General features: G+C 66.1%; 14 protein-coding genes and 1 tRNA gene. All 15 read left to right on the top strand.

All coding sequences use genetic code 11. The features are described from left to right. Nucleotides 1-2 precede the first annotated feature (2 nt). Complete coding sequence (locus PY310_RS03150; RefSeq protein ID WP_275212700.1) at nucleotides 3-419, top strand: cytidine deaminase; 417 nt, start codon at nucleotides 3-5, stop codon at nucleotides 417-419. Further along, nucleotides 403-1716 (top strand): thymidine phosphorylase, encoded by a 1314-nt coding sequence (locus PY310_RS03145; RefSeq protein WP_275212699.1) that lies wholly within the window; start codon nucleotides 403-405, stop codon nucleotides 1714-1716. Before PY310_RS03150 ends, PY310_RS03145 begins: the two co-directional genes overlap by 17 nt. A gap of 5 nt (nucleotides 1717-1721) precedes the next feature. After that, on the top strand, nucleotides 1722-2357 hold the full coding sequence (locus PY310_RS03140) for a DedA family protein (RefSeq protein WP_275212697.1): 636 nt from the start codon (nucleotides 1722-1724) through the stop codon (nucleotides 2355-2357). A gap of 102 nt (nucleotides 2358-2459) precedes the next feature. After that, nucleotides 2460-3185, top strand: a complete 726-nt coding sequence (locus PY310_RS03135; RefSeq protein ID WP_275212696.1) for a DedA family protein — start codon at nucleotides 2460-2462, stop codon at nucleotides 3183-3185. 39 nt (nucleotides 3186-3224) lie between these two features. Next, nucleotides 3225-4376, top strand: a complete 1152-nt coding sequence (locus tag PY310_RS03130; protein ID WP_275212695.1) for an adenosine deaminase — start codon at nucleotides 3225-3227, stop codon at nucleotides 4374-4376. 61 nt (nucleotides 4377-4437) lie between these two features. Next, on the top strand, nucleotides 4438-5016 hold the full coding sequence (locus tag PY310_RS03125) for a MazG nucleotide pyrophosphohydrolase domain-containing protein (protein ID WP_275212818.1): 579 nt from the start codon (nucleotides 4438-4440) through the stop codon (nucleotides 5014-5016). Nucleotides 5017-5149: 133 nt separating this feature from the next. Beyond that, nucleotides 5150-6430, top strand: coding sequence for a phosphopyruvate hydratase (eno, locus tag PY310_RS03120; RefSeq protein WP_275212694.1), 1281 nt, complete (start codon nucleotides 5150-5152; stop codon nucleotides 6428-6430). A gap of 90 nt (nucleotides 6431-6520) precedes the next feature. Continuing rightward, a complete protein-coding gene (locus PY310_RS03115) occupies nucleotides 6521-7294 on the top strand; it encodes an FtsB family cell division protein (RefSeq protein WP_275212692.1) in 774 nt (257 codons plus the stop codon). Nucleotides 7295-7309: 15 nt separating this feature from the next. Then, nucleotides 7310-7993: a DUF501 domain-containing protein gene (locus tag PY310_RS03110; protein ID WP_414004267.1), complete on the top strand. Its 684-nt coding sequence runs from the start codon at nucleotides 7310-7312 to the stop codon at nucleotides 7991-7993. After that, complete coding sequence (locus PY310_RS03105) at nucleotides 7990-8937, top strand: Ppx/GppA phosphatase family protein (protein WP_275212690.1); 948 nt, start codon at nucleotides 7990-7992, stop codon at nucleotides 8935-8937. The genes PY310_RS03110 and PY310_RS03105 overlap by 4 nt, the downstream gene beginning before the upstream one ends. A gap of 35 nt (nucleotides 8938-8972) precedes the next feature. Continuing rightward, entirely contained in the window at nucleotides 8973-10367 is a 1395-nt protein-coding gene (locus PY310_RS03100) for a S8 family serine peptidase (RefSeq protein WP_275212689.1), read from the top strand. A 34-nt stretch (nucleotides 10368-10401) separates the two neighbouring features. After that, nucleotides 10402-11898: an NAD(P)/FAD-dependent oxidoreductase gene (locus tag PY310_RS03095; RefSeq protein ID WP_275212688.1), complete on the top strand. Its 1497-nt coding sequence runs from the start codon at nucleotides 10402-10404 to the stop codon at nucleotides 11896-11898. Between the two features lie 131 nt (nucleotides 11899-12029). Continuing rightward, a complete protein-coding gene (locus PY310_RS03090; protein ID WP_275212687.1) occupies nucleotides 12030-12971 on the top strand; it encodes an N-acetyltransferase in 942 nt (313 codons plus the stop codon). A gap of 23 nt (nucleotides 12972-12994) precedes the next feature. Then, nucleotides 12995-13068: transfer RNA gene (locus PY310_RS03085), tRNA-Leu, on the top strand. Nucleotides 13069-13421: 353 nt separating this feature from the next. After that, the gene (locus tag PY310_RS03080) at nucleotides 13422-14654 is read left to right on the top strand and encodes a branched-chain amino acid ABC transporter substrate-binding protein (protein ID WP_275212686.1); all 1233 of its coding nucleotides are present in this window, start codon (nucleotides 13422-13424) and stop codon (nucleotides 14652-14654) included. The last annotated feature ends 57 nt before the right edge of the window (nucleotides 14655-14711 follow it).

The following is a 14711-nucleotide window of genomic DNA, read 5'->3' as shown; positions in this document are numbered from 1 at the left end:
CGATGGAAGCCGGCATCATCGACTGGGATTTGCTCAGGGCAGAGGCAACGCGGGCCATGGAGAACGCTTATGCCCCCTATTCGAAATATCCGGTCGGGGCAGCCGCCCTCACCGCCGACGGAAGGCTGATCAGCGGCTGCAACGTGGAGAACGCCAGCTACGGGCTGACGCTTTGCGCGGAATGCGTCCTGGTGGGAAACCTGCAGATGACCGGCGGCGGCCAGCTGCGCGCCTTCTACTGCGTGGACGCCGCCGGCAACGTGCTGATGCCGTGCGGCCGCTGCCGGCAGCTGCTTTACGAGTTCCGGGCTCCGGCCATGGAACTCATGACCACCCAAGGCATCAAGACGATGGACCAGGTGCTGCCCGACGCATTTGGTCCCCAACATCTGGAGGACTCCGGTGACACAGGTAACTGAAGCGTTCGACGCCGTCGACATTATCCGTACCAAGCGGGACCGCGGGGTCCTCAGCCCGGAGCAGATCGACTGGACCATCGATGCCTATACCCGCGGAGCCATTGCGGAGGAGCAGATGGCCGCGCTGAACATGGCCATCCTGCTCAACGGCATGGACCGCGCAGAGATTTCCCGCTGGACTGCCGCCATGATCGCCTCCGGGGAGCGGATGGACTTCAGCGGCCTCCGGCGGCCCGACGGCGGCACGAAGGTTACCAGCGACAAGCATTCCACCGGGGGAGTCGGGGACAAGATCACCCTCCCGCTGGCCCCGCTGGTCGCCGTGTTCGGCGTAGCCGTCCCGCAACTGTCCGGCCGCGGACTCGGCCACACCGGCGGCACCCTGGACAAGCTGGAATCAATTCCGGGCTGGCGCGCCGAGCTGAGCAACGACGAAATGATGGCTCAGCTGCAGGACGTGGGCGCCGTGATCTGCGCGGCGGGAGCCGGACTGGCGCCGGCAGATAAAAAGCTCTATGCCCTGCGCGATGTCACGGGCACGGTGGAAGCCATCCCGCTGATTGCCTCCTCGATCATGAGCAAAAAGATCGCCGAGGGGACGGGCTCACTGGTCCTCGACGTCAAAGTGGGCAGCGGGGCCTTCATGAAGGACGAGGCACGGGCGCGGGAGCTGGCGGAAACCATGGTGGCGCTGGGTAAGGACGCGGGCGTCAACACCGTGGCGCTGCTGACCAACATGAGCACGCCGCTCGGGCTGACGGCCGGCAACGCGATCGAGGTCGAGGAATCCGTGGAAGTCCTGGCCGGCGGCGGCCCGGAGGACGTGGTGGAGCTGACGGTCCGGCTGGCCGAGGAAATGCTGGCATGCGCCGGCGTCCGCGATGCCGATCCCCGCGCCGCCTTGAAGGACGGCCGGGCCATGGACGTCTGGAACAGGATGATTGAGGCGCAGGGAGGTGACCCGAGGGCCAAGCTGCCGGTAGCCAGGGAATCCGAGGTCATCTATGCGCCGGCCGACGGAGTCCTTGTGGAACTCGATGCCCTCGCCGTCGGCGTGGCCGCGTGGCGCCTCGGCGCAGGCCGCGCCCGTAAGGAGGACGCGGTACAGGCAGGGGCCGGGATCCGCATGCACGCGAAGCCCGGCGCGCAGGTCCGGGCCGGTGAACCGCTCCTGACGTTGCTCACCGATACTCCGGAAAAGTTTGCGCGCGCCAAGGAATCCCTTGAACATGCGGTCACCATCGCCCCTGAAGGGTCCCGCCCGGCACAACGGCTGATCATCGACCGAATAGCATAGAGAAAATGCAGGCCATCAATGACTTTATCCTCGCTGCCGCCGGGCAGCCCTGGGTGCTGCTCCTCGTTTTGGCATGCTGCCTCATTGACGGCTTCTTCCCGCCGATCCCCAGCGAATCGGTGGTGGTGGGCCTCGCTGCCGTGGCAGCCACCGCCGACGTTCCCAACCCGTGGCTGCTGATGGCCATGGCGGCCCTGGGCGCCTTCGCGGGCGACAACATCGCCTACCTCATCGGACGGCGGGCGGGCACAGCCCGGTGGAGGTGGCAGCGAGGGCCCCGGATGCAAAGCGCGTTCCGGTGGGCCGGTACGGAGCTCAGGAAACGGCCGGCATCTCTGGTCCTTGTGGCGCGGTTTATCCCGATCGGCCGGGTGGCGGTGAATCTGACCGCCGGCGTGACGCACTACCCGCATCTCCGGTTCGTCGGCCTGACTGTCCTTTCGGCAACCCTCTGGGCGTCCTACTCGGTAGGGATCGGCCTGTTCTTTGGCCAGTGGTTCGAGAGCAACCATTTCCTCGGCGCGGTCATCGCCATTGTGTGCGCCGTGGGCCTGGGAATAGTTGTGGACCTGGTCATCAACCGCATCCGCGGCAAGGTTCCGGTGGTGGAGCGCCTGAAGGACCCCGACGTGCAGGAATGACCGGGTGCGGGCGTAGCGGAGGGCATCCCGGCCATGGGACACTAAAGAGCGATATATCTCACGTCCAGCTGCAGCATTTTTTCGTCTAGGAGCAACACCCGCGTGGAGTTTATAAATGAAGCCGTGCTCCATGCGGCGGGCCAGTGGTGGATCTACCCCGTCCTGCTCGTGTTTTTCTTTGTCGACGGCTTCGCCATGGTGGTCCCCAGCGAGACCCTGATCGTGGCGCTTGCAGCGTTTTCCAGGCACAGCGGCGAACCCAACATGTGGATTTTGGGTGCTACCGCGCTGGTTGGCGCCATGGCCGGCGACAATATGGCCTTTATGCTCGGCCGGAGGATCGGCCTCGAACGCTGGAAGTGGATGCGCCGGCCCAAAATCCAGAAAGCGTTCGGCTGGGCCCGCTATGAACTCGACAAACGCGGCGCCGTCCTGATTTTCACCGCCCGCTACATCCCGTGGGGCCGCGTGGCAGTGAACTACGTTGCCGGCAGCACAGGATTCGGGCACCGCCGCTTCTTCCTGCTGGATGCTTTTGCCTGCCTCACCTGGGTGGGTTATTCCATCGGCATCGGCCTGCTGGCCAGTTCCTTCCCCTGGCTCCACCACAACCCGCTGCTCAGCGCCGGCATCGCCGTGGTGTTCGCGATCGTGCTGGGCGTCCTCATCGACCACCTGCTGCGGTGGTGGCATAACCACCTGGCCAGCAAGGATGCTAAAACCGTGGACGAATGGCTCGACGGCGGCCCGGACGGGACCCTGCCCCCGCACACCGGAGCTGCCCCGCTGCTGGCCCCCGCATCGGCCGAGGCCGAGCACGGAAAGTAGCGGCTGGCATAAGCTGCCTGCCGACCCTAAGGTTGGAAGGTGACTGAGCCCATTGTTGACGCTGCCCCTGCCATCGATTTCGACCTGAAGAGCCTGCCGAAGGTTTCCCTTCACGACCACCTGGACGGTGGTCTCCGCCCTGCCACCATCATCGAACTGGCGCAGGCTGTCGGCCACACGCTCCCGTCCACCGATCCTGTGGCCCTGGGCCAATGGTTCCGTGAATCAGCCGACTCCGGCTCGCTGGTCCGGTACCTGGAGACCTTCGACCACACGGTCGCCGTGATGCAGACCAAGGAAGGCCTGTTCCGGGTGGCCAAGGAATTCGTGGAGGACCTCGCGGACGACGGCGTGGTGTACGGCGAAGTGCGCTGGGCACCGGAGCAGCACCTCCAGCAGGGCCTCTCCCTTGACGAGGCCGTCGAAGCAGTGCAGGAAGGCCTCGAAGCCGGCGTGGACGCCGTGGCGGAAACCGGCCGCGAAATCCAGGTGGGCCAGCTCATCACCGCCATGCGCCATGCCGACCGCGGGCAGGAAATCGCCGAACTGGCCGTGCGCCACCGCAACAAGGGCGCCGTGGGCTTTGACATCGCCGGTGCCGAGGACGGCTTCCTGCCGTCCCGGTTCAAGGAGGCGTTCACCTACCTGGCCCAGAACAACTTCCCCGCTACCGTGCACGCCGGCGAAGCCGCCGGACTCGAAAGCATCCAGTCCGCCCTGGTGGACGGCCGGGCCCTGCGCCTGGGCCATGGCGTCCGCATCGCTGAGGACATCATGGTGGAGTTTGACGACGAAGACGACGCCGAGGCCGACGGCGGGGAGGACAGCATTGGCCTGGTCACCCTGGGCGACCTCTCCAGCTGGATCCGGGACCGCGGGATCGCCCTGGAGATCTGCCCTTCCTCGAACCTCCAGACCGGTGCGATCGCCGGTTTCGGTGAGGGCATCGAGAGCCATCCGCTGGACATGCTCTACCAGCTGGGCTTCAACGTCACCATCAACACCGACAACCGGCTGATGAGCGGTGTCACGCTGACCGACGAGTTCGAGCTCCTTGTTGAGACTTTCGACTACGACCTCGATGACCTGCTGGAGCTGACCCTGAACGCCGCGGAGGCATCATTCCTGCCGCTGGAGGAGAAGGAAGCGCTGGTGGAGTACATCAACGACACCTACGCCAACCTTGGCTGACCAGCTTCCCGTCGAACGCCTGGTCAGGGTGATAGCCGAACTGCGGGAGCACTGCCCGTGGATGGCAGCCCTGACGCATGCCTCCTTGGTGGAGTATCTCCTGGAGGAAGCCTTCGAAGTTGCCGAGACCATTGAAACCGGCGCCGATGACGCCGAGCTCCGCGGGGAGCTGGGGGACGTGCTGCTGCAGGTGGTGCTGCACGCCCGGCTCGCCGAGGAGCGCGGCTCTTTTACGTTCGACGACGTCGCGCGCGGACTCACTGCCAAGATGGTCCGGCGCAACCCGCACGTCTTCCGGGCCGACGGCACCCTGCAGGACAGTTTCCCCGCCACGGTTGATGAGATCGTCCGGAAATGGGACGCAGTCAAGAGTTCGGAGCGGCCGGAAGGCCGTGGCCCCCACGAAGGGATCCCCGACGCCCTGCCCGCACTGGCCAAGGCGCAGAAGTTCATCGACCGGGCAGGCCGCGCAGGATCACCTGTTCCGGCGGGTGAGCTGGCCGAAACCCCGGACGTCACCTCCGAAGCCGAGCTGGGGGAGCTGCTGCTGGCCGTCGTCGGCTCCGCGCATGCCCGGGGATTCGACGCGGAGCGGGCCCTGCGCGGCGCAATCCGCCGGCGGTTCGGCCCGCCATCATGACGTCCGGGTGACGGATGGCGTTCCGTAACGTCCGCCACTCTCGACTACGCTAGTCCCTGACGACGACGTCCCAGTGATTCCGCCAATTTTCAGCTGTTAGACCCACCAAAAATCGCCCCCAAGGAGCAAATCCATGGCGCTTATCGATGCCATCCACGCCCGCGAGATCCTCGATTCCCGAGGCAACCCGACCGTAGAAGTTGAAGTCCTGCTCTCCGACGGCCAGATCGGCCGTGCAGCAGTTCCCTCCGGAGCCTCCACCGGCGAACACGAAGCCGTTGAGCTTCGTGACGGCGACAAGGGACGTTACCTCGGCAAGGGCGTCCAGAAGGCCGTTGACGCCGTCATCGACCAGATCGCTCCCGCCCTGATCGGCTTCGACGCCACGGACCAGCGCAGCATCGACCAGGCCATGCTGGACCTGGACGGCACCCCCAACAAGAGCAAGCTCGGCGCGAACGCCATCCTGGGCGTGTCCCTGGCCGTGGCCAACGCCGCCGCCGCCTCCGCGGACCTGCCGCTCTACAAGTACCTCGGCGGCCCCAACGCGCACGTCCTCCCCGTCCCGCTGATGAACATCCTCAACGGTGGCTCACACGCGGATTCCGACGTCGACATCCAGGAATTCATGATCGTCCCCATTGGCGCGGAGACCTTCTCCGAGGGCCTTCGCTGGGGCGTTGAGGTCTACCACAACCTCAAGTCCGTGCTGCAGGCCAAGGGCCTCTCCACCGGCCTGGGCGACGAGGGCGGCTTCGCGCCGAACCTCCCCTCCAACCGCGCCGCGCTGGACCTGATCCAGGAAGCCATCAAGAACGCCGGCTACACCCCGGGCAAGGACATCGCGCTGGCCTTGGATGTCGCCTCCTCCGAGTTCTTCAAGGACGGCGCCTACCAGTTCGAGGGCAAGGCACTCTCCGCCACCGAGATGAGCGCTTACTACGCCGAGCTCGTTGCCGACTACCCGCTGGTGTCGATTGAGGACCCGCTGGACGAAAACGACTGGGACGGCTGGAAGACCCTCACCGACAGCATCGGCGACAAGGTCCAGCTCGTCGGTGATGACCTCTTCGTCACCAACCCTGCCATCCTGCAGCGCGGCATCGACACCAGGACGGCCAACTCGCTGCTGGTGAAGGTCAACCAGATCGGTTCACTGACCGAGACCCTGGACGCCGTTTCCCTGGCCCAGCGCGCCGGTTACACCACCATCACCTCACACCGCTCCGGCGAGACCGAGGACACCACCATTGCTGACATCTCCGTTGCCACCAACGCGGGACAGATCAAGACCGGTGCCCCGGCCCGCTCCGAGCGCGTTGCCAAGTACAACCAGCTGCTGCGCATCGAAGAAGAACTCGACGACGCCGCACGTTACGCCGGCCGCAGCGCGTTCCCGCGTTTCAAGGGCTAGTAGCCGCGTAAATCTCTGACCGGTGGCTATGGTTGAAAGACCATAGCCACCGGTTTTGTTTTGAGGCAGGCCGCACGTTTCAGGAGTGTCATGGCTACCCGCCGTCCCAAAGTTCCCAAAGCAGCTTCCCCACAGCGCGGCACAGCGGATCGTCCCCAGGAAGCCGCCGCGGACACCGCTGACGTGATCCGCGCCCAATTTGGCGGGACGAAGGGCGGCGCCGCCGCTGGCACGGCCGGCCGGCCGGCGGGTGCCGCTGCCCATCCAGGAGCCTCTTCCAGAGCCCCGGGCGCCACGAAGGGCACTCCTGCCACGGGCGCCCCGTCAAAGGGCACCCCGTCGAAGGGCACCTCGTCGAAGGGCACCTCTCCCAAGGGAACTTCTGCAAAAGGCCGCCCGGGCACAAAAGTGCGGGGGAGCAGCGGGTCCGGCCCGGGCGGAACGCCGAAGGGCGAGGAGGCGGAGGAAACCCAGCCCGTCCCCGCCAAAGCCTTTTCCGGGCGCATGCTGGCACTGGCCGTGGTGATGATCGCGATCACCATCATGCTTGCGCCCACGGTCAAGATCTTTTTCGACAAACGTGCCGAACTGACCGCCCTGAGCGATGACATCGCCGCCCGCCAGGCCGAGGGGGACAGGCTGCGCCAGCAGATCTCGCGGTGGCAGGATCCCAACTATGTGAAACAGCAGGCCCGCGACCGCATTAACATGGTTATGCCGGGCGAAACCGGTTACTGGGTCTTCGGCAGTGATTTGCCGGCAGGATCAAGCAGTAGCCAGAACGCCGCAGCAGCGCAAGACCCCGCCGATCTGCCCTGGGTGGATTCCCTGTGGGAGTCCGTCAGGCGCGCGGCCACAGACTGAACCACCAGAGGAAGGATGGCCGCGCCAGTGGAAGCACACACGGCAACTGAGCCGGAGAAATCCCGCCAGCCATCAGCACACGATCTTGAAGTACTCAGCAGGCAACTGGGACGGCCGGTGCGCGACGTCGTGGAAATCCCGGCCCGCTGCGTTTGCGGCAACCCCCTGGTGGCCGCAACGGCGCCGCGCCTGGGCAACGGCACGCCGTTCCCCACCACTTTCTACCTGACGCACCCGGTCATCACCTCGGCAGTCTCCCGGCTCGAAGCCGCCGGCCTGATGAACGAGATGAATGAGCGGCTCACCTCGGACGAGCCCCTGGCAGCCGCCTACCGTGCCGCCCACGAGGACTACCTTGCGGCCCGAGCCGGGATCGGCGAGCGGGCGGGCATCGGTGCCGTGCCGGAGATCGACGGCATCTCCGCCGGCGGCATGCCCACCCGCGTGAAATGCCTGCACGTGCTGGTGGGTCATTCCCTGGCCGCCGGGCCGGGCGTGAACCCCCTGGGTGATGAGGCGATCGCGGGCATCAGCGAGTGGTGGACCGCGGACCGATGCTACTGCGACGGCGCCTGGGATACAGCCGGGGAAGCCCCGTCCCGGGACCTGAGCCGCCACGGACCCCAGGGCCTGCCGGACATCGTGGGCCGGCCGGCCCCGGTCCGGAAAACCTCACGCAGCCCGGAAACCAGCCAGTGACCCGCGTCGCCGCCATCGACTGCGGAACCAACTCCATCCGCCTGCTGATCGCGGATGTGGACCGCAGTAACGGTGCCCCCAGGCTCACGGACGTGGTCCGGGAAATGCGTGTGGTCCGCCTCGGCCAGGGCGTGGATGCCACCGGCGAGCTTGCCCCGGATGCCCTCGAACGCACTTTTGCAGCCACCGCCGACTACGCCCGGCTGATCCGTCAACACGGCGCCACGGCAGTGCGGTTTGTTGCCACGTCCGCGAGCCGGGACGCGCGCAACCGCCACGTTTTTGTGGACGGAGTCCGGACCCTGCTCGGAGTCGAGCCTGAGGTCATCTCGGGAGAGGAAGAGGCTGCCCTCTCCTTCGCCGGGGCCAGCAGCGTCCTGCCCATTCACGACGGCGACCAGGTCCTGGTGGTTGACCTCGGCGGCGGCAGCACCGAATTCGTCCTTGGCACCGCATCCGGTGTCACGGCCGCCAAATCCGTGGACATCGGCTGCGTCCGCCTGACGGAACGGCACCTTCGCGACGATCCGCCCACGGCGGAACAGATCGCCGCCGCAGTAGCAGACGTGGACGCCGCGATAACCCGCGCAGGCCAGGACGTTCCGCTGGAACGCGCCACCGCCGTCGTCGGCGTTGCCGGGTCCATCACCACCATCACCGCGCACGCCCTGCGGCTGCCGGAATATTCGCCGGCCGCCATCCACGGAGCCGAACTGCCACTCAGCACTATCACCGAGGCCTCCGCCGATCTCCTGGCGATGACCCGGGCCGCCCGCGCGGAGCTGCCTTACATGCACCCCGGCCGGGTGGATGTCATGGGCGCCGGCGGGCTGGTGTGGCGGCGGATCCTTGAGCGTCTGCACGACCTCAGCGCCGGCCGGATCGGCACAGCCACGGCCAGCGAACACGATATTCTTGATGGAATTGCCCTGAGCCTTAACTGACACCGGGCAGCCGCGCACCAAGCAGGGGAATCCAGATGACCAGAGCAACAGCCCGGTTCCGCCGGACCGCCTCCTCGCTCCTGGCGATAACCCTCGCAGGCGTCAGCCTGGCCTCAGGCCTGGTGCTGGCGCCCGCCGCCCAGGCGGACGACGTGCGCGACAAACAGTACTGGCTGGACGAATCCGGGATCACCAAGGCCTGGGACGTCTCCAAGGGCGCCGGCGTCAAAGTCGCCGTGATCGACAGCGGCGTGGACGCGGGCCACCCGGACCTGAAAGGGGCAGTCACCGGCGGGTATGACGCCTCCGGGGCAGGCACCGCCAACGGGCAGAAGACCCTCGGTGTCAAGCCCGAACACGGCACGCTGGTAGCCACTATGCTGGCCGGCCGCGGCCACCAGACCCTCACGCCCACACCCACACCCGGCGCCACCCCGTCACCGGCCACCAGCCCGTCAGCTGTCGGTCCGGACGGCATTGTGGGCGTGGCGCCGGAGGCGGAGATCCTGTCAGTCTCCACCTGGCTGGGATCTGCAAACCCCGCGGGCAAGAGCGACCAGGACCAGATTCCCGAGGCCGTCCGCTGGGCCGTGGATAACGGTGCCGGGGTCATCAACATCTCCCTGGGCAGCACGACTCCGCAGTGGCCCCAGAGCTGGGACGCTGCTTTCCTGTACGCCGAACAGAAAGACGTGGTGATCGTTGCCGCTGCCGGAAACCGGGTGGGCGGCAACCTCCAGGTGGGCGCCCCTGCCACCATTCCCGGCGTCCTGACCGTCGCCGGCCTGGACCGCAAGGGCGTGGCGAGCGTCGACTCGTCCTCGCAAGGGATCAGTATCGGCGTGGCCGCCCCGGCAGAGAACCTCCAGGGCGGTCTGCCCGGCGGCGGCTATGCCGAGTGGGCCGGCACCTCGGGCGCTGCTCCGATCGTGGCCGGGGTGGCAGCCCTGGTCAGGTCCAAGTGGCCGGCCATGAGCGCGAAGCAGGTCATCAACCGGATTGTGAGCACCGCCAGGGACGCCGGCCCCGCCGGGAAGGACCCGCTGTACGGCTATGGCGTGCTGAACGCCGAGGGAGCGCTGAAGGATTCGGTACCGGAAACGGCGGTCAACCCGCTGGGCTCCATTGCTGACTGGATCCGGGTGCACCGCCGCGGGAACCTGGCCACGCCGGCCCCGCTTCCCAGCGCCGACGTTGCCAGCGCCGTTCCCACCCTGCCCGACCCCACGGTGCCCGCCGTGGTGCCTCCCTCGCAGCGGGACAGCGCCATCAGCGCCGCGGTGGTCATCGGTTCAGCGTTGCTGTTTGTGGTGATCATCGCCGTGGCCGCGTTCCAGTTGCGCCGGGCCGCCAAGGACCCGCGCCTGGCCCGGGACGATCCGGACACCGGAGCCCTCGATACCGCGGATTCCCAGGGCCAACACAGTTAGTGAAGATTTTCACAAACTACTGTATCCTTGAGAAATGGCAACCACCCCAGAGCTCCAGGACCGTCCCAGGGTACTCGTCGTCGGCGGCGGGTACGTCGGCCTGTACGTAGCACTCAAACTGCAGAAGAAGATCGCGAATGCCGGTGGCATCGTCACCCTCGTGGATCCACTGCCCTACATGACTTACCAGCCCTTCCTGCCCGAAGTTGCCGGCGGCAACATCGAGGCCCGCCACGCCGTGGTGTCCCACCGTCAGCACCTGAAACAGACTGAACTCATCCAGGGCAGCGTCACCTCCATCGACCACGCCAACCGCACCGCCGTCGTGGCACCTGCGGACGGCGGACCCCACATTGAAGTCCCGTACTTTGACATCGTGGTCTCCGCAGGCGCTATCACCCGCACGTTCCCCATCAAGGGCCTCGCGGACAAGGGCATCGGCCTGAAGACCATCGAAGAGGCTGTGGCCCTGCGCAACAAGGTGCTGGAGCGGATCGAAGCCGCCTCCACCATCACGGACCCTGCCGCCCGCGCCAAGGCCCTGACCTTCGTTGTGGTCGGTGGCGGCTTCGCCGGTATCGAGTGCATCACCGAAATGGAAGACCTGGCGCGCGCCGCTGTGCGGAACAACCCACGCATCAAGCAGGAGGAAGTCCGCTTCGTCCTGGTTGAAGCCATGGGCCGCATCATGCCCGAGGTCACCGCACCCCAGGCCGAATGGGTAGTGGAGCACCTTCGCAGCCGCGGCATCGAGGTCCTGCTGAACACTTCGCTGGACAGCGCCGAAGGCGCCCTGAAGCTCATCAACCTCCCGGACAAGACCCTCGCCCAGGAATTTGAAGCCGACACGCTCGTCTGGACTGCCGGCGTGCAGGCCAACCCGATGATCCGTTCCTCCGACTTCCCGCTGGAGCCCCGCGGCCGCGTCCGCGTCCTCCCGGACCTGCGTATCTCCGGCGACGAAGGCATCGTTGAGAACGCCTGGGCTGCCGGCGACATCGCCGCCGTGCCGGACCTCTCGGGCAGCGGCCTGCCGGATGGCACCTGCGTCCCCAACGCCCAGCACGCACTTCGCCAGGCCAAGCGCCTCGCCAAGAACCTGTGGGCTTCCCGCTGGGACAAGCCGCTGAAGGACTACAAGCACAAGAACCTTGGCGCCGTGGCCGGATTCGGTGAGTGGAAGGGTGTCGCCAACATCAACCTCATCGGCCGCATCGGGCTCAAGGGCCCGCTGGCGTGGCTGGCACACCGCGGCTACCACGGCATGGCCATGCCCACCGTGGAGCGCAAGGTCCGCGTGATCATGGGCTGGATCCTGGCATTCTTCATGGGCCGCGATACCACGCAGCTGATCGACCTGGACAACCCGCGCGGAGCGTTCGTGGCGGCCGCCACGCCGGCGCCCAAGCCTGCCGCAGCCCCCGTGGCTGCGCCGGCTGCCCCTGAGGCCTCAGCCGGCGCGGCAAAGCCCGGTTCCGCCGCCGCCACCAGCGTGGATCCCAAGCAGTCAGTCACCGCAGACGCCAAGTAGCGTCTTCGGTACCGCAGCCTCCTGCTGCACCGAGATAACGCCCGACGGCGGCCGCCCCTTCCGGGGGACGGCCGCCGTTTTGCGTGTCCCGGCAAGTCTGCCTTCGGCGCCCTTCCTTTTAGACTGTCAGGATGACTGGCGAAACCAACCTCCAGGCCCTGCTCGCAACGCTGCACCCCGTGCTCCGGGACGGCGAATATGTCTGCGTCCCGTGGCGGCACGGCAGGCCGCTGGATCCTGAAATCCAGGCAGCGGTGCGGGAAGCCGAGGGCCTCACGGTGGTCCTGCCGCGCGAGGCCGCGGATGGTTTGGGTCTTCCCTACGACTTCGTGGGTGCCTGGATCACCCTGCAGGTGCACTCTGAACTGGACGCTATTGGGCTGACGGCGGCCGTCGGAAAGGCGCTGACGGATGCCAGGATCAGCTGCAACGTGCTGGCGGGGCTCCGCCACGACCACCTGCTGGTGCCGGTAGCGGACGCGCCGCGCGCCCTCGAAGTCCTCCATGAATTGTCAGCTGCCAGCCTGAACCAGCCGAAGCCGGAGCTGGTCCTTCGGAACGGGACGCCCGCGGACAGGGACAGGATCCTCGCGCTGACGGCCGAAGCATTCGCCGTCTCGCCGGTCACCGGCCTGGCGGTGGAGGGCGAACCGCTTGAAGTTGACATGCTGCGCCGGCTCTTCGACTGCGCCGAGTACCTGCCTGAATTCAGTGTGGTGGCGGAGCTGGCGGGTGAAGTGGTGGGCCACGTCATCAGCACCCGCGGTTGGGCGGGTGACTACGGACTGCTGGGGCTCGGACCCATTGGCGTCACGCCCCGACTCCAGCGGCACGGCATCGGCACCGCACTGATGAAGGACACGATCGCCCGGGCCAACGCAGCCGGGGAGGGCGGCATTGCGCTGCTGGGCAGCCCCGAGTACTACGCCCGGTTCGGGTTCGTCCCGGCAGCCTCCTTCGGCGTCCTGCCGCCGGATGAGTCCTGGGGCGAGAAGTTCCAACTGCTGCCGCTGGCACTTTGGCCCGGCGGAGTCCATGGCACTTTCCGGTATGCCGCACCACTGGCAGGCTGATCACGGGATACCATTGACCGGGCGCCCCAGTAGCCCAATTGGCAGAGGCAGCGGACTTAAAATCCGCGTGTTGTGGGTTCGAGTCCCACCTGGGGTACACACTCTCTTTTAAGGCACCCTCCTGCGCGCCTGCCTGCCTCCACCGGCGCCTCCAGAGGCCGGACCGGCCGGCTACCCTCACGCCTCCTGCTGACGGCTTGATTTCGCATATGCAACTACTGTTATAAGGATGTGACCTCAGTCACTTATATCCGCGGCATATTTGCATTATTTTGAAGCTAAATCAGGAGCCCCTGATCCACGTTCGCATCCAGTTTTCGCCACACCCTCCCGGCAATGTGTTTCACGACACACTTTTGGGAGTAGTCTCAGGAAACAATTTCGGAAGTACGCGTAAGCTGCCTCGGTCATCCGCAGCAGTCGAGATAATCCGGCTCGGAAGGTAAATAAATGTACCGAAAGAAAGTCATCACGGCGTGGGCGGCGGCAGCCACCCTCACCCTGGCCCTCTCGGGTTGTGCCAATCAGGCCGGCCCCGCCCCCAGCGAAACCTCCGGAGCCTCCGGCAAGGTGAACATTCCGGCAATTTCCAAGGTGGATGTGCCTTCCGGTGCTGTCCTGCCGAAGGGCGACGGCAAAGCGACCTGTGCCGCAACAACGACGTTGGCGTACGCAGGCGCACAGACCGGAGCGAATGCCCAGCTCGGTGTGAACATCTTCAACGGCATCCAGCTGGCCATCAACCAGCACAATGCCGCAAACCCCGGCTGCCAGGTCCAGTTCAAGAAGTTCGACACGGAAGGTGACCCCAACAAGGCCACCGGCCCTGTCACCCAGCTGGTCAGTGAACCCGAGATTGTGGGCGTCATCGGTCTCCCGTTCTCGGGGGAGTCCAAGGCGACCGGCAACATTTTCGAGCAGAAGGGCCTGGTGCACATCACCCCGTCCGCAACCAACCCCGGCCTTACTGAGAACGGCTGGACCACGTTCTTCCGCGGCCTGGGTAACGACGCCGTTCAGGGCCCGGCTGCCGCCAAGTTCCTGACCGGCAAGCTGGGCGCCAAGAAGGTTTACCTCGTTCAGGACGACTCCGATTACGGCATCGGACTTGGCACGTCAACCTCCGCCGGGCTCGGCAGTGCACTGGTCGGGACCGAGAAGGTCACCACCGGCCAGAAGGACTTCTCGGCAGTGATCTCCAAGATCATGAATGCCAAGGCCGATGCTGTGTTCTACTCCGGCTACTACGCTGAGGGCGCACCGTTCGACCAGCAGCTCTCGGGCAAGGGGTTCACCGGCACCTTCGTGGCACCTGATGGTGTGAAGGATGATCAGTTCATCAAGCAGGCCGGTGACGCTTCCAACAACGCGTACTTCACCTGCCCGTGCATCCCTGGCGAACTGATTCCCGATTTCGCCTCTGCCTACAAGGAAGTCTCGAAGGGCGCCGAGCCGGGAACCTATTCCATCGAAGGCTACGACGCGGCTACGGTGCTCCTGTCGGGTATCGACGCCGGTAAGCAGTCCCGGGCCGACCTTCTGTCCTGGGTCAAGACCTATGACAAGGACGGCCTGAGCAAGCACTACAAGTGGGACGCCAAGGGCGAGCTCCAGGCACCGACTGTGTACGGCTACAAGGTCGAGAACGGCAAGATCGTTCCGATTGGACCAATCGGCGAGTAGTCGCCGCCTTAGAGTAAACCGGCTGTGGGGCCAGCATTAGCCGGCCCCACAGCCTTT

Origin of the sequence: Pseudarthrobacter naphthalenicus (genome assembly GCF_029076445.1) — a bacterium.
GTDB lineage: Bacteria > Actinomycetota > Actinomycetes > Actinomycetales > Micrococcaceae > Arthrobacter > Arthrobacter naphthalenicus.
Note: the sequence above shows the minus strand (reverse complement) of the source record. Positions and strands in the feature narration are given on the sequence as shown.